The 18,995-nt window shown below is 61.4% G+C and carries 16 protein-coding genes and 1 pseudogene; 11 read left to right on the top strand and 6 right to left on the bottom strand.

Going from position 1 to position 18,995, the window contains the following annotated elements:
- Positions 1-13: 13 nt before the first annotated feature.
- The gene (gene dacB / locus CUC44_RS10005; RefSeq protein WP_100859820.1) at positions 14-1,459 is read left to right on the top strand and encodes a D-alanyl-D-alanine carboxypeptidase/D-alanyl-D-alanine endopeptidase; all 1,446 of its coding nucleotides are present in this window, start codon (positions 14-16) and stop codon (positions 1,457-1,459) included.
- Positions 1,460-1,723: 264 nt separating this feature from the next.
- On the top strand, positions 1,724-1,981 hold the full coding sequence (locus CUC44_RS10000) for a GrxA family glutaredoxin (RefSeq protein WP_050718407.1): 258 nt from the start codon (positions 1,724-1,726) through the stop codon (positions 1,979-1,981).
- Positions 1,982-2,050: 69 nt separating this feature from the next.
- On the opposite strand, the gene CUC44_RS09995 is transcribed toward CUC44_RS10000, so the two are convergent.
- Positions 2,051-2,263, bottom strand: a complete 213-nt coding sequence (locus tag CUC44_RS09995) for a DUF1653 domain-containing protein (RefSeq protein WP_100859819.1) — start codon at positions 2,261-2,263, stop codon at positions 2,051-2,053.
- Between the two features lie 358 nt (positions 2,264-2,621).
- Between CUC44_RS09995 and CUC44_RS09990 the strand changes: the two genes are divergently transcribed.
- A complete protein-coding gene (locus CUC44_RS09990; protein WP_042641637.1) occupies positions 2,622-3,836 on the top strand; it encodes a pyridoxal phosphate-dependent aminotransferase in 1,215 nt (404 codons plus the stop codon).
- A 69-nt stretch (positions 3,837-3,905) separates the two neighbouring features.
- Here the strand turns inward: CUC44_RS09990 and CUC44_RS09985 are convergent, their stop codons facing one another.
- On the bottom strand, positions 3,906-5,381 hold the full coding sequence (locus CUC44_RS09985) for a YfcC family protein (protein ID WP_100859818.1): 1,476 nt from the start codon (positions 5,379-5,381) through the stop codon (positions 3,906-3,908).
- Between the two features lie 159 nt (positions 5,382-5,540).
- A complete protein-coding gene (fabV, locus tag CUC44_RS09980; RefSeq protein WP_100859817.1) occupies positions 5,541-6,734 on the bottom strand; it encodes an enoyl-ACP reductase FabV in 1,194 nt (397 codons plus the stop codon).
- A gap of 342 nt (positions 6,735-7,076) precedes the next feature.
- Here fabV and CUC44_RS09975 point away from each other — a divergent pair, with 342 nt between their 5' ends.
- A complete protein-coding gene (locus CUC44_RS09975; protein ID WP_100859816.1) occupies positions 7,077-7,535 on the top strand; it encodes a DUF4124 domain-containing protein in 459 nt (152 codons plus the stop codon).
- Positions 7,536-7,618: 83 nt separating this feature from the next.
- Here the strand turns inward: CUC44_RS09975 and CUC44_RS09970 are convergent, their stop codons facing one another.
- A complete protein-coding gene (locus CUC44_RS09970; RefSeq protein ID WP_100859815.1) occupies positions 7,619-10,039 on the bottom strand; it encodes a beta-glucosidase family protein in 2,421 nt (806 codons plus the stop codon).
- Between the two features lie 294 nt (positions 10,040-10,333).
- Between CUC44_RS09970 and CUC44_RS09965 the strand changes: the two genes are divergently transcribed.
- The 3 genes and pseudogenes from CUC44_RS09965 (at position 10,334) to CUC44_RS21475 (ending at position 12,994) form a co-directional block, all read left to right on the top strand.
- The gene (locus CUC44_RS09965; protein ID WP_100859814.1) at positions 10,334-11,371 is read left to right on the top strand and encodes a helix-turn-helix domain-containing protein; all 1,038 of its coding nucleotides are present in this window, start codon (positions 10,334-10,336) and stop codon (positions 11,369-11,371) included.
- A gap of 309 nt (positions 11,372-11,680) precedes the next feature.
- Positions 11,681-12,454: pseudogene (locus CUC44_RS21480) on the top strand (PAS domain-containing protein); the annotation flags it as partial.
- A 108-nt stretch (positions 12,455-12,562) separates the two neighbouring features.
- Entirely contained in the window at positions 12,563-12,994 is a 432-nt protein-coding gene (locus CUC44_RS21475; RefSeq protein WP_456499752.1) for a methyl-accepting chemotaxis protein, read from the top strand.
- 100 nt (positions 12,995-13,094) lie between these two features.
- Here CUC44_RS21475 and CUC44_RS09955 read toward each other — a convergent pair whose 3' ends face one another.
- Together CUC44_RS09955 and CUC44_RS09950 are read right to left on the bottom strand one after the other, a co-directional pair.
- Positions 13,095-13,292, bottom strand: coding sequence for a hypothetical protein (locus tag CUC44_RS09955; RefSeq protein WP_100859812.1), 198 nt, complete (start codon positions 13,290-13,292; stop codon positions 13,095-13,097).
- Positions 13,293-13,353: 61 nt separating this feature from the next.
- Positions 13,354-14,244 (bottom strand): DMT family transporter, encoded by an 891-nt coding sequence (locus CUC44_RS09950; RefSeq protein WP_100859811.1) that lies wholly within the window; start codon positions 14,242-14,244, stop codon positions 13,354-13,356.
- A 112-nt stretch (positions 14,245-14,356) separates the two neighbouring features.
- Between CUC44_RS09950 and rsxA the strand changes: the two genes are divergently transcribed.
- Genes rsxA through rsxD form a run of 4 tightly spaced genes read left to right on the top strand, consistent with a single transcriptional unit; the run spans position 14,357 to position 18,992 of the window.
- The gene (gene rsxA, locus CUC44_RS09945) at positions 14,357-14,938 is read left to right on the top strand and encodes an electron transport complex subunit RsxA (RefSeq protein WP_100859810.1); all 582 of its coding nucleotides are present in this window, start codon (positions 14,357-14,359) and stop codon (positions 14,936-14,938) included.
- A 2-nt stretch (positions 14,939-14,940) separates the two neighbouring features.
- Complete coding sequence (gene rsxB, locus CUC44_RS09940) at positions 14,941-15,507, top strand: electron transport complex subunit RsxB (protein ID WP_100859809.1); 567 nt, start codon at positions 14,941-14,943, stop codon at positions 15,505-15,507.
- A 2-nt stretch (positions 15,508-15,509) separates the two neighbouring features.
- Positions 15,510-17,936, top strand: a complete 2,427-nt coding sequence (gene rsxC / locus CUC44_RS09935; RefSeq protein WP_100859808.1) for an electron transport complex subunit RsxC — start codon at positions 15,510-15,512, stop codon at positions 17,934-17,936.
- A gap of 3 nt (positions 17,937-17,939) precedes the next feature.
- Complete coding sequence (gene rsxD, locus CUC44_RS09930) at positions 17,940-18,992, top strand: electron transport complex subunit RsxD (RefSeq protein WP_100859807.1); 1,053 nt, start codon at positions 17,940-17,942, stop codon at positions 18,990-18,992.
- The last annotated feature ends 3 nt before the right edge of the window (positions 18,993-18,995 follow it).

The raw sequence follows: 18,995 nt of genomic DNA, 5'->3' as shown, positions 1-18,995 counted from the left end.
GTTAGAGGATCTTATGCAGCGGCTGTTGATTGGTGTTTGTGCTCTGTTTTCTACCCTGTTTTCGCTCGGGGCCCATGCCGCCCCGCTGATCCCGCCAAAGGGAGGCCAGTACGCCGTCATAGTGCAGGGCAGCGGCGGGGTGGAATATGCCCGTCATGCCGATGACATGATAGCCCCCGCCTCCACCATGAAGGTGCTCACCGCCCTGGCCGCCCGCCTCGAGCTCGGCGCCGATTTTCGCTTCGCCACCGACATCCAGGCCCAGCCGGGCACCAAGCAGGGGGATGCCATCAAGGGTGATCTCTGGATCAACTTCGTCGGCGATCCCACCTTGTCGCGCATGGACCTGGTTGCCCTGTTCAAACAGCTCGGCGTGACCAGCATCAAGGGCAATGTCTACGTAAACACCGGCGCCTACAACGGTTACGAGCGCGGCAACGGCTGGTCATGGGGGGATCAGACCCTCTGCTTCGCGGCCCCGGTCTCCTCTGTCATCATCGACAAGAACTGCGCCTACGGCACAGTCACCGCCACCCAGATTGGCAAACCGGCTGTGGGTAATGTGGCCACCGGCGTGCCCATCGGTATCGGTGCCGACAACGTGGAGGTGATGAGCTATGGGGACATGGCGCGCCAGTTCTGCGCCCTGGAAGTGGACATGGCCAAGGGCAACTTCTATGAGCTCAAGGGCTGCATCACCCCGAACAAGGAGCCGCAGGGCTTGCGCTTTGCCATCCACGACGTGGAAGCCTGGGGCTGGGACAACATCCGCTGGGCCATGAACCGCGCCGGCATCAGCCACGACGGCCTGCTGCGAGTCACCCATCAGGCCCCGGTGGGCGCACAGACCCTGGCCACCCACTACTCCGTCTCCCTGCCGGTCATGCTCTCCAAGATGCTGAAGAAATCGGACAACCTCTACGCCGATACCTTCCTGAAGACCGTCGGCCGTCACTACTACAACAAGCCGGGCAGCTATCGCAGCGGCACCATGGCGGTGCGCGCCATCCTGACCAAGAACGGCATCGATCTGGGTAACGCCACCCTGGCAGATGGCTCCGGCCTCTCCGCCCACAACCTCATCAGCGCCCGCCAGATGCTGTCGGTACTGAACTTCATCCAGAAGAACGACGCCCAGCTCGACTTCATCAAGCTGCTGCCAAGCTCTCAGGTGGACGGCACCCTGGCCTGGCGCCGCAGCGTCACCGCCCCCATGATGAAGAACAAGGTACACGCCAAGACCGGCACCATCACGGGCACCTCCAACCTGGCGGGCTTCATCGACACCGCAGGCGGTCAGCGCAAGGCCTTCGTGGTGTTCCAGCGCGGCCTCTCCCAAGATCCGGCCACCCACGAGCGCTACCGCGCCAGCAAGGCACCCTGGCCCTGGACAGTGTTCGAAAAAGGCATTCTGGAGAGCATTTACCAACAGCAACCCATTCAAATTGCCGAGCAATAAACAGTCTTGAGCAGAGGCGTCGCCTTGCCCGCAAGGCGGCGCCATGCCACGAACGATGTTCGAGAAAGGCATTCTGGAGAGCATCTACCGGCAGCAGCCGATCCAGATCGCCGAGCAGTAAACGACAAGCCACCTTGCCCGCAAGGCGGCCTCCATCGAGAACGGCGAATGGCCATATCGACAATTTCCCCTTTGACTGGCCCCATGGCGAGGCTATGCTGTGGCCAGCCTGATCCTATTGGCCTCATTTGACGGAGAGAAACGATGTTTGTAGAAATTTTTGGTCGCCCGGGTTGCCCCTACTGTGTCCGTGCCAAGCAGATCGCCGAGCAGCTGACCGAGGAGCGCGACGACTTCGAGTTCCGCTACGTGGACATCCACGCCGAGGGTCTGACCAAGGATGATCTGGCCGCCAAGGCGGGCAAGCCGGTCACCACTGTGCCGCAGATCTTCCTGGACGAGCAGCACATCGGTGGTTGCACCGACTTCGAGGCCTATGCCAAGGCCAACCTGGGTCTCTGATCCCGGTACATGTTGCAGCAAAAAGGCGCCTGATGGCGCCTTTTTTCATGGAGGCAACGGTCGCGATACTCAGTCTGCCACCGGCGTGAAACGGCTCACCACGACTCCCTGATGCTCAATACACTCCATGAACATGGCGACGGGTCTGGCGTAGACGACGCCATCCTGCTCGGACTGATAGATGACCAGCCGCTCCTGGGTCTCGGTGTGAAGGGCCAGGGTGAGCACCCGATAGTGGCCCCCCTTGAAGTGACGATAACGGCCGGGTGCGGGTGCCTGCATGATGAAGCCTCGATGAGATGATGAACACACACCAGTCAGCGGTGGACTCGGTGCGAAATGAGGGGCAGGAGATCAGTTTTCAGCCCAGCCAATCGTGCCAGATGGGGGGAGTATTTCAATACACTCCTGCGGCTTTATGAACTTGCCCCTCATCTTTCACTGGTTTCTCGCGATACTGGCAAACGATCCTGCTGAATTTAACAAGCTGGCAACCCTGTTTTAGGGGTTAATATCAGCAATTTATTCCATAAATTAGATTGTTATAGCATTCAATTCTGTGAAGAATAGGAGTAGAAAAATTAGATACTAAAAAACGCTTTTTGCCAACGCGCCCCCAGGGGAAGGAATCACGCTCACCATGTTCACTATCGACAAGTCGCACAAGCTCGACGATGTCTGCTATGACATTCGCGGCCCGGTGCATAAAGAGGCCCGCCGTCTCGAGGACGAAGGCCACCGTATTCTCAAGCTCAACATCGGCAATCTGGCGCCGTTCGGTTTCGATGCTCCCGAGGAACTCATCAAGGATGTGATCCTCAACATGCCCCAGAGCCAGGGCTACTGCGACTCCAAGGGGCTCTTCTCCGCCCGCAAGGCGGTGATGCAGTATTACCAGCAGAAGGGGATGCGCAAGGTCGACATCGATGACATCTACATCGGCAACGGCGCGAGCGAACTCATCGTGATGGCCATGCAGGCGCTGCTCAACAACGGCGACGAGATGCTGGTGCCCTCCCCCGACTACCCGCTGTGGACCGCGGCCATTACCCTCTCAGGTGGTCATGCGGTGCACTATCGCTGCGACGAAGGGGCCGACTGGTATCCGGATCTGGACGACATCCGCGCTCGCATCACACCGCGCACCCGCGGCCTGGTGCTGATCAACCCGAACAACCCGACCGGCGCCGTCTACGGCAGCGAATTCCAGCTGGAGCTGATCGAGATCGCCCGCCAGCACAACCTCATCATCTTCGCCGACGAGATCTACGACAAGATCCTCTACGACGACATCGCCCACACCAGCGTCTGCACCCAGTGCGACGACGTCATGGTGGTGACCTTCAACGGCCTCTCCAAGGCCTACCGTGCCTGTGGCTTCCGTCAGGGCTGGATGGTCATCACAGGGCCCAAGGGCCGGGCCAAAGGCTATATCGAAGGGCTGGAGATGCTGGCCTCCATGCGGCTCTGCTCCAACGTGCCCATGCAGCACGCCATTCAGGCGGCGCTCGGTGGCTACCAGAGCATCAACGAGCTGATCCTGCCGGGCGGCCGCCTGCGGCGCCAGCGGGACAAGGCCTGGGAGCTTATCAACGCCATCCCCGGGGTCTCCTGCGTCAAGCCCAAGGGGGCGCTCTACCTGTTCCCGCGCCTGGATCCCAAGGTCTACGACATTCGCGACGATCAGAAGATGGTGTTCGACTTGCTGCAGCAGGAAAAACTGCTGCTGGTGCAGGGCACCGGCTTCAACTGGCCAGCGCCGGATCACTTCCGCCTGGCATTCCTGCCAAGGGAAGAGGAGCTGGAGGATGCCATCGGCCGCCTCGCCCGCTTCCTCAAGAACTACAAGCAGTAAGCACTGCCAAGGTCATGAAAAAGGCTCCCGCGGGAGCCTTTTTGTTGCCTGTCGTTTTGTATTGAGCTATCAGCCGTGCAGCAGGGCGCCGACCACCAGCACTCCCATGGTGATGAGCGCCACCCCTATGATGAAGGGCAAGACCCAGCGCACGAAGCGATCATAGGGGATCTTGGCGAGCGCCAGCCCCGCCACCAGATGCGCGGCGGTGGGGGCGAACAGGTTGATCCAGCCGGAGGCGGACTGGTAGGCGGTGATCACCAGATCCCGTGAGATGCCGGAGAAGTCCGCGAGCGGCCCCATCAGCGGCATGGAGACGGTGGCCAGCCCTGAGGTGGAGGGAATGAAGAAGCTCAGTATGATGTGCACCAGGTAGGCCATCAGGATGAACACGGACGACGACAGGCCGCTCACCAGCCCCTCGGCCCAGTGCAAGATGGTATCTATGATGACCCCCTGCTCCATCACCACATAGATGCCACGGGCCACCGCCACCACCAGCGCCACCCCGATGAGATCCCGGGCCCCGTTCAGGAAGGTGGCCACATAGTTGGACTCCGGCATCCGATTGATCAGCGCGATGAGGATGGAGGCGCTGAAGAACAGGGTAGAGAGCTCGTCGAACCACCAGCCCAGGGTCGGCAGCAGATCGATCCCCAGATCAGACCAGGGCACCACCGCGTAGATCATCAGCAGGAAGGTGCCAAAGAACACCAGCATGGTGAGCTTCTGCTTGCCGCTGAAGGCCGCATCGCTGCGCTTCATCTGGGAGAATTCGTCATCATACTGGATGTCGGCGAGCACAGAGCTCCCCTTGTCCTGCTGCACCTGTCTGGCGTAGCGCATCACGAACCAAGAGGCGAACGCCACCAGCAGCAGCCACTGGATGACGCGAAGCCCGATCCCCTCACCTATGGGGATACCGGCAAACCCGGAGGCGATGCCGGTGGCAAAGGGGTTGACGGTGGAGGCCAACACACCGACGCCGGAGCCGAGCAAAATGATCCCCGCCGCCACCATGCGATCGAAGCCCGCCGCCATCATGACCGGCACGATCAGCGCCCAGAAGGCCACCGTCTCTTCCGCCATACCAAAGGTAGATCCACCGAGGGCAAACAGGGCGATGAGTACAGGGATGAGCAGCCGCTCACGGCCGGCGAAGGCGCGCACGATCGCCCCCACCCCCGCATCCAGCGCGCCACTGTGCATGGTCACCGCCAGAAAACCGCCGATGATGAGCACGAACAGCGCCACGTCGGCCGCCTTGTGAAAGCCCTGAATGGGGGCCTTGAGCACCTCGAACACCCCCTGGGGGTGAGACGGCAGCTCGGTATAACTGCCGGGCACAGGCAGCAGGCGCTCGCCGCCGCTGTAATCGGCCACGGCGGCGGCCGCAATGGGCTGCTTGCTGTCGGCGGTGACATAGTTGTACTTGCCCGCTGGCAGCACCCAGGTGAGGGCCGCCATCAGGGCGATGATGATGAAGAGCAAGGTGTAAACGGTGGGGAGCTGGCGCTTCTTTCGCGCCGCTTGGGGGCTGGTCATAGTATCCGTTCCTCGGCAAGGCCGTCATGTGATCCGATCAGCGCAAGACTAGCGGGTTTGATGGGGCGAAAAGGTGATCGTGGATAATAAAATTTCGCGATGATGCGAAAAAGTTCGCAAAAAAAGGGCCCCGCAGGGCCCTCTTTCATCGAGTCAGGCTCAGAGCTCGACCACGTCGAAACGCACGTCCGGGTTCACGTCGGCGTCGTAATCCACCTCGTCCAGACCGAAGCCGAACAGGCGCAGGAACTCCTGCTTGTAGCCGGTGTAATCGGTGAGCTCGGACAGGTTCTCTGTGGTGATGGACGGCCACAGATCGCGGCAGGTCTGCTGCACGTCGTCACGCAGTTCCCAGTCGTCCATGCGGATGCGGGCCTGCTCGTCCAGCGCCAGATCGGCGCCATACAAACGGGTGCGCAGCATGCGATAGACCTGCTCCATGCAGCCCTCGTGGATGCCCTTCTCCTTCATGATCTTGAACGCCATGGAGATGTAGAGCGGCATGACCGGGATGGCGCTGGAGGCCTGGGTCACCACGGATTTCAGTACGGCCACGTGGGCGGTGCCGCCTTTGCCGGCCAGATCCCCACGGATGGCGCTGGCGGCGCGGTCCAGGTCTTCCTTGGCGCGGCCCAGGGTGCCATGCCAGTAGATGGGCCAGGTCAGATCGGTGCCGATGTAGGAGTAGGCAACGGACTTGGCGCCGTCGGCCAGCACGCCTGCATCACGCAGGGCCGCCATCCACAGCTCCCAGTCCTGGCCGCCCATGACGGTGATGGTGTTTGCGATCTCTTCCTCATTCGCCGGCTCGACGGTGGCGGTGATGATCTGATCCTTGTTGGTATCGATGGCGGTGGTGGTGTAGGTCTCGCCTATGGGTTTGAGCGCGGAGCGCACCACTTCACCTGTGTCCGGCAGCTTGCGCACCGGCGAGGCCAGGGAGTAGACCACCAGATCAATCTGACCGAGATCCTGCTTGATGAGATCGATCACGGTATCACGGCATTCGTTGGAGAAGGCATCGCCGTTGACGCTCTTTGCGTACAGGCCTGCCTCTTTGGCGGCCTTGTCGAAGGCGGCGGAGTTGTACCAGCCGGCGGTGGCGGTCTTGTTCTCGCTGCCGGCCTTTTCGAAGAAGACGCCTATGGTGGCAGCGCCGGAACCAAAGGCAGTCGCGATCCGGGAGGCCAGACCATAGCCGGTGGAAGCGCCGATCACCAGTACCTTCTTGGGACCATTTTCGATGGTGCCCTGGGCCTGGGTGTAAGCAATCTGGCGACGAACATTGGCTTCACAACCGACCGGGTGAGTGGTGGTACAGATAAAGCCGCGAACCTTGGGTTTGATAATCATATGGGGTCTCGGATCCGTTAAATGGATGAAATCGGGGCATAAGATACCTCATTGTGGCCCGTTATGGTGCTCTGATGTGTTGAACCCGCGCAAAAGCGGCGAAGGACTGAGCGAATAAAACGTCGAGGCCAATGCTGGCGAGAGGCCAGGCTGTGGCGAATGCACCATCAGCAACCGAGTCTGGTGGGGCCGAAGGGGGTCGCTCTTCTCAATAGAAGATGCGCAATTTGCAATGAGATGGCCCGATGGAGAGACTACTGTTTCAAGTACCCCCCATGACAAATTCGAGACGCCCCCCGGTCTGGATGTTGTCGTGCGGGGGCTGGATTCAAGGAGGAGTCTATGTCACGCGTTCTGGCCATCTGTTTTGCCAGCCTGATTGCCGCCACCCCGCTGGCCACCCGGGCCGCCGTCTATCAATGCACGGTCAACGGCACCGTCCACTTCAGCGACATCCCCTGCGCCGGGGATGCCAAGCCCATGGACTTGCGCGTCTACACCCCGCCCGCCGAGGCGGTGGCTCAAGCCAGCAAGCAGACAGAGGCGATTGAAAAGGATCTCGCCGCCAGCCAGCAGCAACGTCAGCTGGCGACCCTGCGTGCGGAGGCAGAGGCCAAGACCCTGAAGATGAACAACGAGATCACCCGCTACAACGAGCAGCTGACGGGCACCACCGCATCCCAGGCGGATGGGGCCGGTGAGAGGCGCTCCGCCGCCGAGATCCAGGCCATGACCCGTCGTCACCAGAGCGAGATGGAGGCCCTGAACAAGCAGATCTCGACCCTGCAGCAGAAGAAATAGGCCGAGGCTCCTGGCTGACCAGGGTGCCGGGACGGTAAGCGGACATGAAAAGGGGGAGCCAAGGCTCCCCCCACATTTTTAGCTCAATACTGCGTTTCGAAAGAGGCCTCCGTCACCCCGGCCGGCAAGGCCAGTGCCCCCGGCGTGGTTTTGCTGACCACCAGCTTGCTGCTCACCGTAAAGGTCTGCGGCGCCACGCTCCCTACGTCAGATGAGGGCGCGACATAGACCTTGTAGACCCCGGGTTCGATGATCCACTCGCTGTTGGCGTTGTCGAAGCTGGCGAGCCAGCTGGCCGGGATCTCGAAGTTCAGGGTCTCGCTCGCTCCCGCCGCCAGCAGTTGGGTCTTGGCAAACGCCTTGAGCTCGATGGCCGGCTTGCTGAGGGTCCCGGCCGGGGCCGCCACATAGACCTGAGCCACCTCCCGACCAGAGACACTGCCACTGTTGTAGACAGTCGTGGTCAGGGTCACCTTGCCACCGGCCCCGGACAGTGAATTACTCTGTATGGATGTGTTTTTGTAGTCGAATTGTGTGTAGGAAAGGCCGTGACCGAAGGGATAGTTCACCCCCTTGCCGAAGGTCGCGTAGTAGCGATACCCCACATAGATGCCTTCGTTGTAGTAGTGGGTATCGACCTTGCCATCCCCGTCGGTATCCGTGCCCGGGAAGCCCGCAGACGAGGGCACATCCTGATAGCGCATGGGGAAGGTCTGGGTCAGCTTGCCGCTCGGGTTGACCGCCCCCGACAGCAGATCGGCGATGGCATTGCCCGCCTCCTGCCCCGGCATGTAGGCCAGCAGGATGGCATCGACCTTGTCCTGCCAGGCGCTGGTGTCCATGACGCCGCCGATGTTGAGCACCACCACCACCTTCTTGCCCAGACTGTGGAAGGCGCTGCTGACGTCGTCGATAAGCGCTTGCTCCACATCGGAGAGCAGATAATCCCCCTTCCCGCTCAGGCGATCCTCCCCTTGCGCCGAGTTGCGGCCAAGGGTTATGACGGCGACGTCGTTGCTGGCGGCATAAGCCGCTATCTCGGCCTGGCTCAGGGATGGCTCAGGGCAGCTCACTATGGTCGAGATGCCGCCAAAGTCGCTCGTGCTCTTGTTCTGCTCGAAGAAGGTGCGATAGAAGTCCGCGAGCCCGCTATCGACGCTGAACTGCCGGGCCAGCCCGTCCGCCACGTTGACGGTATAGGCCGCGTTCACGTCGCCGCTGCCAGCGCCGCCCTTCAGGGTATTGATCTGGGTGATCCCGAAGGAGGCGACCTTGCTGCCCCCAGCCAGGGGCAAACTGGCCTGATGGTTCTTCAGCAGCACCATGCCGTCGCTGGCCGCCTGGCGAGAGAGGCGGGCGTGACTCGCCAGATCCGGCGCATTGCTGGCGATCACTCCCTGATTCGATGGCATCTTCAGCACCTGGGTCAGGATCCGCACCGCCCCCTGTCTGATGTCATCCGCGCTCAGCTCGCCGGCGGCATAGGCCTCCTGCAGCCCGGTCAGGGCATCGCCGTAACCATAGGGCAGCGCCGGGCCACCGGGTTCGATGAGATCGTTGCCGGACTTGATCATGTCCGCATAGTGACCATCCCCCGACCACCAGTCGCTCACCACGAAGCCTTCAAACCCCCATTCATCCCGCAGCACCCGGGTATTGAGATCCCCCCACTGGCCCGTGTAGGTGCCATTGACCTTGTTCATGGCGGTCATCACGGCCCAGGGATTGGCGTACTCCTCGGCGTACTGGAAGCCCCGCAGGTAGATCTCCCGGATGGCCCTGGGGGAGATGATGTTGTCGACGATGGAGCGGGAGGTCTCGGCGTTGTTGGCGATGAAGTGCTTGATGGTGGTGCCCACCCCCTGTTCCTGGGCACCGCTAACCTCGGCGGCCCCCATCACCCCGGACACCAGGGGATCTTCGGAGAAGTATTCGAAGCTGCGACCATTGAGAGGGTCACGCTGAATGTTCATGCCGGGGGCGAGCCAGACATCCAGCCCATACTCCTTGACCTCGTTGCCGATGGCGGCCCCCACCTGCTTGACCAGGCTCGCATCCCAGGTCGACGCCAGCAGGGTGCCCACCGGGAAGGCGGTGCCGTAGAAGGTGCCGGACTCCCCCTCCCGGGTCGGCGTGATACGCACCCCGGCGGCGCCATCGGCCAGCTTGCTGGCGGCGATGTCGAGCCCGGACTCGGCATTGAACACGCCGCTGATGTAGCCCACGCTGCCCGGCACGTCGCTCTTGAGGTTGTTGATCGCCTCCTTGTTCACCTCAAGGCCGCGGCTGGTAAACACGTAACCCGGCCCCACCAGCATGCCCAGCTGCTCATCGTGGGTCATCCTGGCCACCATGCTTTCTGCCTGGGCGCGATAATAGGCGTTGTCCTTGACCACCTCTTGCGGCGCCGACGAGCTGTTGTCGTTGCACCCCTGAGCCCCAAGAGCCAGCGCGATGGCGATGGCAAGGGCGCTCCATTGATACCCTTTATTGTTATGCTGCATATGATTCCCTTTCATTTCGTTATTCGAATAGACAAGCCGAAATAGCCAGCGCAGCTTAACGCGAGGCCAAGGGTGCCTGCTTTGCATGGGGGAGCGACCATTTTGCATTGGGGGGCGGAACGCCAATATCACCACGGCGGTCACAGCGTTACCTTTGGTTACAGTTACCGACACTCGGTTGCACTGTATTTGATCTGACGCTCGGTTATCCCTCGCAGAACATGCCTTAATTTCCCCGCGCAGCAGGATGCTGCGAGGCCACGACAGGCATGTTCCCGGCATGAGGAAATAAGGATGGGAAAGAGCGTTTCAAATATCATCGCCAGATCGACGCTCTATTTATTGGAAGAGAGTGGCGTCAATACCGACGCCATAAAAACACAGTGCCAACTCAGCCAATATGAGCTGGAGAGGGCCGATGGCCGGCTGTCACAAAAACAGCATCTGCGTTTTATCAAGGCGACATCGGCATATGACTTTTTATGGCAGGAGCGCCTGTCGCAAGGTCATTCCCCCGCGTCACTCATCGATGACGCCTATGAGATGTTTCCCGATCTCGTCGGTTATTGTCTCAACCAGCCGACGGCCGAGGAGGCGGTGCTCGGTTATATCCGCAACCGGATCATCATCGGCAATTGCGATAATTTCACCCTCGCCCAAGCGGATGACCAGCTCGCCATCACCTATGTCGAAGACCAGGAGTTGGCCCAGCGCAACCACTCCGCTATCGGCAACTTCATGCTGCTCAAGGAGTTGGTGCGCCTCTATGCGCCCGGGGTGGAGACCGCCGTCAGCCTGCGCGGAGCAGCGGAGCCCGGGAGCAAGCAGCTCGACGAGGGCTTCGGCTGCCATTGCCAGTTTGATCAGGCGGCCAACGTCATCCACTTCAAGAGCGCCGCCCTGACGAGCCGGGCCGAGCACTATCTGCCGCTGCTCAACCGGAATCAGCACCAGCAGATCAGCCGCAGAGTCGCGGCGCTGGAATATGAGCAAGGATTCTCGAGCCTTGTCATGTCATTGCTCGAACAGGCCATCGAAAATAATGTTCTCAATGATGAAGCCAGCTTCATGGAATATATTTGCGGCCTGGTCGGCATGAGTCGCTGGACCATCAATGCCAGACTCAATCAGGAAAATAGTAATCTCAGCATGTTATTAAAAAAGGTGCGTATTAAAAAAGCTTGCGCCTGGTTGGCAGAGACCGATCTGAGTATTCAGGATATCAGCGAGCGACTTCGCTTCTCTTCCCTCTCGGTATTTTCACGCTTCTTCTCCACCCATATGGGCAGCTCGCCATTGCATTATCGGCGTCGGCTCGGTCAAGGTGGTTAACGACTCGCAATTCGCGGCGCTCTGTTAATAGACACCTTAGTGGGCATGGCGCCAAATGCAGCATGGTGGCCCCATCGCCAGTGCCAATTGATACATATTTATGACAAAACCGACTCGGGGTTGAACGCCGCCGATACAGGTATCCGACGGGAGCCTATTTTTGAAACATAACGCCTTGGGGAAAACAATTAATCGAGATTGAAAATTAAAAACTACAAAAAGTTTGCCCGGAGTCGATTAAGGTTCATGGAGCATCAATACTATTGTTAATCTACTCAGATTACTGTTGATGTGTCATTCAAGGGACTCATGGAGGAGCTCTGTATGTTCTGGAAACGCACGACCAGCAAGGAAGCGAGTGAACAGGCGGCAAGAGTGGTTGAGCTGGGAGCCTTCGAGCAGGCCATCCAGACCCAGGTGCCCTTCATCCAGTTCACCCCGGCGGGCATTGTGACCTTCGTCAACGATCTGTTCCTCAACATCGTGGGCTTTCAACGGGATGAGGTGATAGGCAAGCACCACAGCGCGCTCTGTTTCCCGGAAGACGTCAAGACCCGCGACTATGAGAAGCTGTGGCAGGATCTGCGCGGCGGCACCTCTCGCAGCGGTCGCTTCATCCGCCAGTCGAAATCGGGCAAGGCGGTCTGGCTGGAAGCCACCTACTTCCCCATCCTCGTCGACGGCAAGGTGGTCAAGGTCGCCAAGGTCGCCTCGGACGTGACCCAGCAACAATCCTCGCTGGAGCGCACCCAGGCCCTGCTGGCGGCGCTCGACAAGTCCCTCGCCGTCATCGACTTCCAGCCGGACGGCACCGTCATCACCGCCAACCAGAACTTCCTGCGCTGCTTCGGCTACCGGCTGGAAGAGGTGGTCGGCCAGCACCACCGCCAGTTCTGCGATGGCGAGTTTTACCAGAAGAACCCCAACTTCTGGCGCGATCTGGGCTCGGGTGACATCAAGTCCGGGCTCTTCATGCGCATCGGCCATCGCGGCGAGAAGATCTGGCTGGAGGCGACCTACAACCCCATCTTCAATCACGAAGGCAAGGTGGTCAAAATCATCAAGCTGGCGAGCGACATCACGGAGCGGGTCGAGAAATCCATCTCTACCCGGGAGGCCGCCCAGAAGGCCTGCGCCATCGCGAGCGAAACCGTCTCGAGCGCCGCCAAGGGGCGCGAGGTCATCGACAAGGTGCTGGAGACCTCCCGCCACATCAATACCTCGGTCAACGAGGTCAGCAAGCAGATAGATGAGCTCAATCAGCAGTCCAAGAGCATAGAGTCCATCATCTCCACCATCAGCGGCATCGCGGATCAGACCAATCTGCTGGCACTCAATGCCGCCATCGAGGCGGCGCGGGCCGGGGAGCAGGGCCGGGGCTTTGCGGTGGTGGCGGACGAGGTGAGGCAGCTTGCCGCCAGAACTTCGAGCTCCACCAGCGAGATAGTCTCGGTCATCAAGCACAACTCCAACATCACCTCCCAGATCACCCAGACCGTCTCCATCGTCTCCGACAAGGCCGTCGCAGGGCAGGATCAGGCCAACATCATCTCCGACGTCATCAAGGAGATCATCGACGACGCCAATTCGGTCTCGGATACCGTCAAGAGCCTCTCCATCTGAGGCGATGGACGACCAGAAAAACAACACGGGGCCCAGCCCCGTGTTGTTTTTTATACCCTTCTATCCTCGGCGTCATATTGGCCTGCGGCAGGCGTGGCCCTTACTCCTTGCCCAGCAGATAACGCCTGGCATCCTCATCCGCCTGGCTCAGGGCCGACTCCCACAGCTCGGCGATGCAGAGCCCCTCCTCCCCCACGGCGTCCTCTTCCAGGGCTTCCAGCGCCCGGGCATCCGCCAGGGTAAAGGGATGGTGGCCGAGCAACGCCTGCGCCCTTGCCAGTAACATCATGTCGCTCATCGTCCGCCTCCTCGGGCAGAGAGTTCACCCCAGACTGTAGCGCATCCACGGGCCGCCGACCCTAGGTGACGGCGGCCTGGGCCTGGCGCTTTCTCGCAGGCAACTGCCCCACCCCGATCCCGGCCAGCACGGCGGCGCAGGCCACCCATTGCAGGGTACTCAGGATCTCCCCCAGCAGCAGGTAGGCGAGCAGCAGGGTAAACACGGGGATGAGGTTCACATAGGCCGCCGCCAGGGTCACCTTCACCTGAGTCACGGACCAGTTGTAGAGCAGGTAGGCGCCGAGGGTCACGAAAGCGCCGAGAAAGAGGATCACAGCCATGTCCTGCCAGCCCCAGGCGCTTGGCCAGGGCGAGCTGAAGGCGAAGGGCGCGAAGAACAGTGTGCCGACGAAGGCCTGCAGGGCGGTCAGGGTCATGACACCGTAACGGCTGGAGAGCTTCTTGAATACCACAGAATAAGTGGCTGCACAGAGCATGGCCCCCATCTCCAGACTGTTGCCAAGCAGGGCATTGGGAGCGAATTCATCTGCCCCGCCACCCAGTCCCAGCAGGGCTATGCCGAAGATAGCGATGCCAAACCCAAGCAATTGGCGCCGGCTCACCCGCTCTTTGAGCAGCGCGAAGGCGACCAGGGCCACCATCAGGGGCAACAGGGCACACACCATGCCAGCCTGGCCGGCGCTGGTGTAGCGCAGGGCATTGACCTCCAGCAGGAAGTAGAGGCAAGGCTCCAGCGCCCCCATCAGGGCCAGCCAGCGCCAATCCCCTTTCTGATATTGGACATTGCCGAGCTGGCGGTAGCAGAGCAGCCAGCAACAAGACGCCACGCTCATGCGCATAAACAGCACCTGGCCGAAGGACCAGACCTCCAGCACATGCTTGAGGGCGATAAAGGAGCTGGACCAGAGCAACATGGCCAAGGTGAGGGTAAAAATGGGTAAGGGGCGCACAACTTCCTCCATGAATTGGCCATTCGAATAATAACCATGCCGCCTTGCGGTTGTTTAAAGGCACCTAAAATCAGATAATACGGCCGCCTTCATACCGGATACCCCATCGTCAATGACTGAGTACCTGCTTTTACTGATCAGCACAGTACTGATCAACAACTTCGTGCTGGTGAAGTTTCTCGGCCTCTGCCCCTTCATGGGGGTCTCTGGCAAACTGGAAACCGCCATCGGCATGGGACTGGCCACCACCTTCGTGATGACGCTCGCCAGCGCCTGCTCCTATCTGATGGAGCACTATATCCTGATCCCGCTGAATATCGCCTATCTGCGTACTCTGGGCTTCATTCTGGTGATCGCCGTGGTGGTCCAGTTCACCGAGATGGTGATCCGCAAGAGCAGCCCGACCCTGTATCGCCTGCTCGGCATCTTCCTGCCCCTCATCACCACCAACTGCGCCGTGCTCGGCGTGGCGCTGCTCAGCATCAACGAGCACCACAACTTCATGCAGAGCATCATCTACGGCTTCGGGGCCGCCTGCGGCTTCTCCCTGGTATTGATCCTGTTTGCCGCCATGCGTGAGCGCCTGGTGGCCGCCGATGTGCCGACACCATTTCGCGGCGTCTCCATCGCCATGGTCACCGCAGGCCTGATGTCGCTGGCCTTCATGGGCTTTACCGGCCTCATCAAGATATAGCCATGATCCATATACTCTTTGCCATTCTGGTGCTGGCGCTGCTGGCCCTGGCCTTCGGCATCATTCTGGGCTTTGCCGCCGTCAAGTTTCATGTCGAGGCCGATCCCATCGTCGATCAGCTCGATGCCCTGCTGCCCCAGACCCAGTGCGGCCAGTGCGGCTATCCGGGCTGCAAGCCCTATGCCGAGGCGCTCGCCAACGGCGATGAGATCAACAAGTGCGTGCCCGGTGGCGATGCCACCATGCGCAAGATAGCCGACCTCATGGGGGTCGAACCCCAGCCGCTTGGCGGCGGTGACGAGGCCGCCGTGCCCGTCAAGAAGGTCGCCTTCATTCACGAGGACATGTGCATAGGTTGCACCAAGTGCATTCAGGCCTGCCCGGTCGATGCCATCCTGGGTGCCACCAAGGCGATGCATACCGTCATCGCCGATGAGTGCACCGGGTGCGATCTCTGTGTCGATCCCTGCCCGACTGACTGTATCGAAATGATCCCGGTTCCGACCACGGTCGATAACTGGAAATGGGATCTGGCCAAGGTCACCATTCCGGTCAAGATAGTGGAGTAACCATGCAGCACCTGCTCGAACGTATCAAAGCCGGCAATCTCTGGGATTTCCACGGCGGCATTCATCCCCCCGAGAACAAGGATCAATCCAGCCTGACCCCTGTGGTGGACGCGGGCCTGCCGCCCCAGCTCATCATACCGGTGCGCCAGCACGCGGGCCCCGCCGGCGATCTGCTGGTGCAGGTCGGTGACAAGGTCAAGAAGGGTCAGCCCCTGACCCGTTATGACAAGGGCCGCATAGTGCCGGTGCACGCCTCCACCTCGGGTACCGTCACCGCCATCGAGCCCCATACGGTGGCGCACCCATCAGGCCTGGAGGATCTCTGCGTCATCCTCACCCCGGATGGGGAAGATGCCTGGGGCGAGCGCAATGGCCGAGCCGATTATTGGAATCTGGAGCGGGGCGAACTGCTCGAGCGCATCCAGCAGGCCGGCATCGCGGGCCTTGGCGGCGCCGTCTTCCCGACCCACAGCAAGCTCGATGGCCGCGGCCAGCTCACCGAGATCCTGATCGTCAACGGTCTGGAGTGCGAACCCTACATCACCACAGATGACAGGCTGATGCAGGAGTATGCGGACGAGATCATGGACGGCATCCGGGTGCTCAAGCACCTGCTCAAACCGAAACTCACTCTGATCGGGGTGGAAGACAACAAGCCGGCGGCCATCGACGAGCTCACCCGTCACGCCACAGACGAGGATGTACTGGTCAAATCCGTGCCGACCAAGTACCCCTCGGGCGGCGCCAAGCAGACCATAGAGCTGCTCACCGGTCGCCAGGTGCCCAAGGGCGGGCGGGCGGTGGACATGGGCATCATGGTGCTCAACGTCGCCACCGTGTTTGCCATCAAGCGCGCCATCGTAGATGGCGAGCCGCTCATCTCCCGCATCGTCACCCTCACCGGCAACGCCTTCAAGAAACCGGGCAACGCCTGGGTGTTGTTGGGTACGCCGGTGCGCTGGCTGTTGCAGCGCTTCGAGCTGCAACCTGAAGCGGATCAGCGGGTCATCATGGGGGGCCCCATGATGGGCTTCACCCTGCCCCACGCCATGGTGCCCGTGGTCAAGGCCACCAACTGCCTGCTCTCCCCCACCCGGGCCGAGCTGCCGCCCCCCGGCCAAGAGCAGGCCTGCATCCGTTGCAGCGCCTGCGCCGACGCCTGCCCGGCCAATCTGCTGCCCCAGGAGCTGTACTGGTACAGCCGCGCCAAGGACTACGACAAGGCCGAGAAGCTCAACCTGTTCGACTGCATCGAGTGTGGCGCCTGTGCCTGGGTCTGCCCGAGTGAAATTCCCCTGGTGCAGTACTACAAGATTGCCAAGGACGATATCCGCGAGACCCGCGCCGAGCACGAGAAGGCCGAGCGCGCCAAGCAGCGTTTCGAAGCCAAGCAAGCTCGCTTCGAGCGCGAAAAAGCCGCCCGTGAGGCTCGCCATGCCGAAGCCGCCGCCCAGCGTCGTCAGGCCATGACCAAGGCGGGCGGTGAAGACCCCGTCGCCGCCGCCCTGGCCCGTCTCAAGGCCAAGCAGGAAGCCCCTGTCAGCGTGTCTGCCGAGCAACCCGACAACGCCGCCATGGCTGCCGCCCGCGAGGCGCGCAAGCAAGAAGCGCTGGCGCGCCGCGCCGCCAAGGCCGCCGAAGCGCAGCCACAGGCAGAGCCGGTGCCCGCGCAGGAGAGCGCTGGCGAAGTCGATCCCAAGAAGGCCGCCATTGCCGCCGCCCTGGCCCGTGCCAAGGCCAAGAAGGCCGCTCAGGCAGCAGGTGAAGACAATGCCGGTAGCGAACCCGCCGCAGTCAGTGACATGGTGACGGCTGCGGCAAGCGAGCCAGCATCCACCAGCGAGGTCGATCCCAAGAAAGCGGCTATCGCCGCTGCCATCGCTCGCGCCAAGGCCAAGAAAGCGGCTCAGGCTGTTGGTGAAGACAACGCGACTAGCGAACCCGCCGCGGCCCGCGACGTGGTGACGCCTGCGGCAGGCGAGCCAGCCCCCGCCAGCGAGGTCGATCCCAAGAAGGCAGCCATTGCCGCCGCCATCGCCCGTGCCAAGGCCAAGAAGGCCGCTCAGGCAGCAGGTGAAGACAATGTCGGTAGCGAACCCGCTGCCCGCGAGGTTGTGACGCCTGCGGCAGGCGAGCCAGCCCCCGCTAGCGAGGTCGATCCCAAGAAGGCAGCCATTGCCGCCGCCATCGCTCGCGCCAAGGCCAAGAAGGCTGCTCAGGCGGCAGGTGAAGACAATGCCGGTAGCGAACCAGCGGTTAGCGAGGCGGTGACGCCTGCGGCAAGCGAGCCAACGCCCACCAGCGAGGTCGATCCCAAGAAGGCGGCCATCGCCGCCGCCATCGCCCGTGCCAAGGCCAAAAAAGCGGCCGCCGAGGCAGCCAAACTCGACCAGCGCGAGTCAGACCCACTTTCCGACAAGAGCCACTGATCCATGTTCAATATCGCGACTGCGCCCTTTGCCCATAACCGCAAGCAGACCCAGACCCTGATGTTGCTGGTGATCCTGGCCTGCCTGCCCGGTTTCCTGGCGCAAACCTGGTTCTTCGGCTGGGGCACCCTGGTCCAGATCCTGCTGGCGCTGGTGACGGCGCTGGGTTGCGAGGCCCTGGTGCTCCGCCTGCGCCATCGTCCCGTCATGCCGGCTCTGCTGGACGGCAGTGCGGCCCTCACCGCCGTGCTGATCGGGCTCTCCCTGCCGCCCCTGCTGCCCTGGTGGATGCTGGTGCTCGGCACCGCCTTTGCCATCATCATCGCCAAGCACCTCTATGGTGGGCTCGGTCAGAACCTGTTCAACCCGGCCATGGTGGCCTATGTGCTGCTGCTGGTCTCCTTCCCGGTACAAATGACCAGTTGGCTGCCGCCCTCCAGCATAGCTACCTATGATCTGGGCTTTGGGGATGCGGTATCTGTCATCTTCACCGGCTTTAGCCTGGACGGCTACAGCATGGCGCAGCTCAAGCAGGGGGTGGATGGGCTGACCATGGCGACCCCCCTCGACACCCTGAAGACGGGGCTGACCCAGGGCCTCACCGCCAGCGAAGTAATGACTCACAAGGTGTTCGAGGGCTGGGGCGGCATCGGCTGGAGCTGGGTCAACCTCGGCTATCTGCTGGGTGGCCTCTTCCTGCTGCAGCAAAAAGTGATCAACTGGCGCATTCCGGCCGCCGTGCTGGGGGCCCTGCTGCTGTCGGCCACTCTCGGCTATCTGGCGACGCCGGATGCCACCGGCACCCCCATGCTGCACCTGTTCAGTGGCGCCACCATGCTCGGGGCCTTCTTTATTGCCACCGATCCGGTGAGCGCCAGCACCACTCCCCGCGGCCGTCTGGTGTACGGCGTGCTGATCGGCGTGCTGGTCTACCTCATCCGCCGCTTCGGTGGCTACCCGGATGCCTTCGCCTTCGCTGTGCTGCTGGCCAACCTGTGCGTGCCGCTCATCGACAGCCTGACCCGTCCCAAAGTCTATGGGGCTCGTCGCAAATGACCC

The sequence above is a fragment of the Aeromonas lusitana genome, from assembly GCF_002812985.1.
In the GTDB taxonomy this organism is placed as follows: domain Bacteria; phylum Pseudomonadota; class Gammaproteobacteria; order Enterobacterales; family Aeromonadaceae; genus Aeromonas; species Aeromonas lusitana.
Note: the sequence above shows the minus strand (reverse complement) of the source record. Positions and strands in the feature narration are given on the sequence as shown.

Excerpts from the sequence above, each read along its gene's own strand:
- dacB (WP_100859820.1), top strand. The coding sequence starts at position 14 with ATGCAGCGGCTGTTGATTGGTGTTTGTGCTCTGTTTTCTACCCTGTTT.
- CUC44_RS10000 (WP_050718407.1), top strand. The coding sequence starts at position 1,724 with ATGTTTGTAGAAATTTTTGGTCGCCCGGGTTGCCCCTACTGTGTCCGT.
- CUC44_RS09995 (WP_100859819.1), bottom strand. The coding sequence starts at position 2,263 with ATGCAGGCACCCGCACCCGGCCGTTATCGTCACTTCAAGGGGGGCCAC.
- CUC44_RS09990 (WP_042641637.1), top strand. The coding sequence starts at position 2,622 with ATGTTCACTATCGACAAGTCGCACAAGCTCGACGATGTCTGCTATGAC.
- CUC44_RS09985 (WP_100859818.1), bottom strand. The coding sequence starts at position 5,381 with ATGACCAGCCCCCAAGCGGCGCGAAAGAAGCGCCAGCTCCCCACCGTT.
- fabV (WP_100859817.1), bottom strand. The coding sequence starts at position 6,734 with ATGATTATCAAACCCAAGGTTCGCGGCTTTATCTGTACCACCACTCAC.
- CUC44_RS09975 (WP_100859816.1), top strand. The coding sequence starts at position 7,077 with ATGTCACGCGTTCTGGCCATCTGTTTTGCCAGCCTGATTGCCGCCACC.
- CUC44_RS09970 (WP_100859815.1), bottom strand. The coding sequence starts at position 10,039 with ATGCAGCATAACAATAAAGGGTATCAATGGAGCGCCCTTGCCATCGCC.
- CUC44_RS09965 (WP_100859814.1), top strand. The coding sequence starts at position 10,334 with ATGGGAAAGAGCGTTTCAAATATCATCGCCAGATCGACGCTCTATTTA.
- CUC44_RS09955 (WP_100859812.1), bottom strand. The coding sequence starts at position 13,292 with ATGAGCGACATGATGTTACTGGCAAGGGCGCAGGCGTTGCTCGGCCAC.
- rsxA (WP_100859810.1), top strand. The coding sequence starts at position 14,357 with ATGACTGAGTACCTGCTTTTACTGATCAGCACAGTACTGATCAACAAC.
- rsxB (WP_100859809.1), top strand. The coding sequence starts at position 14,941 with ATGATCCATATACTCTTTGCCATTCTGGTGCTGGCGCTGCTGGCCCTG.
- rsxC (WP_100859808.1), top strand. The coding sequence starts at position 15,510 with ATGCAGCACCTGCTCGAACGTATCAAAGCCGGCAATCTCTGGGATTTC.
- rsxD (WP_100859807.1), top strand. The coding sequence starts at position 17,940 with ATGTTCAATATCGCGACTGCGCCCTTTGCCCATAACCGCAAGCAGACC.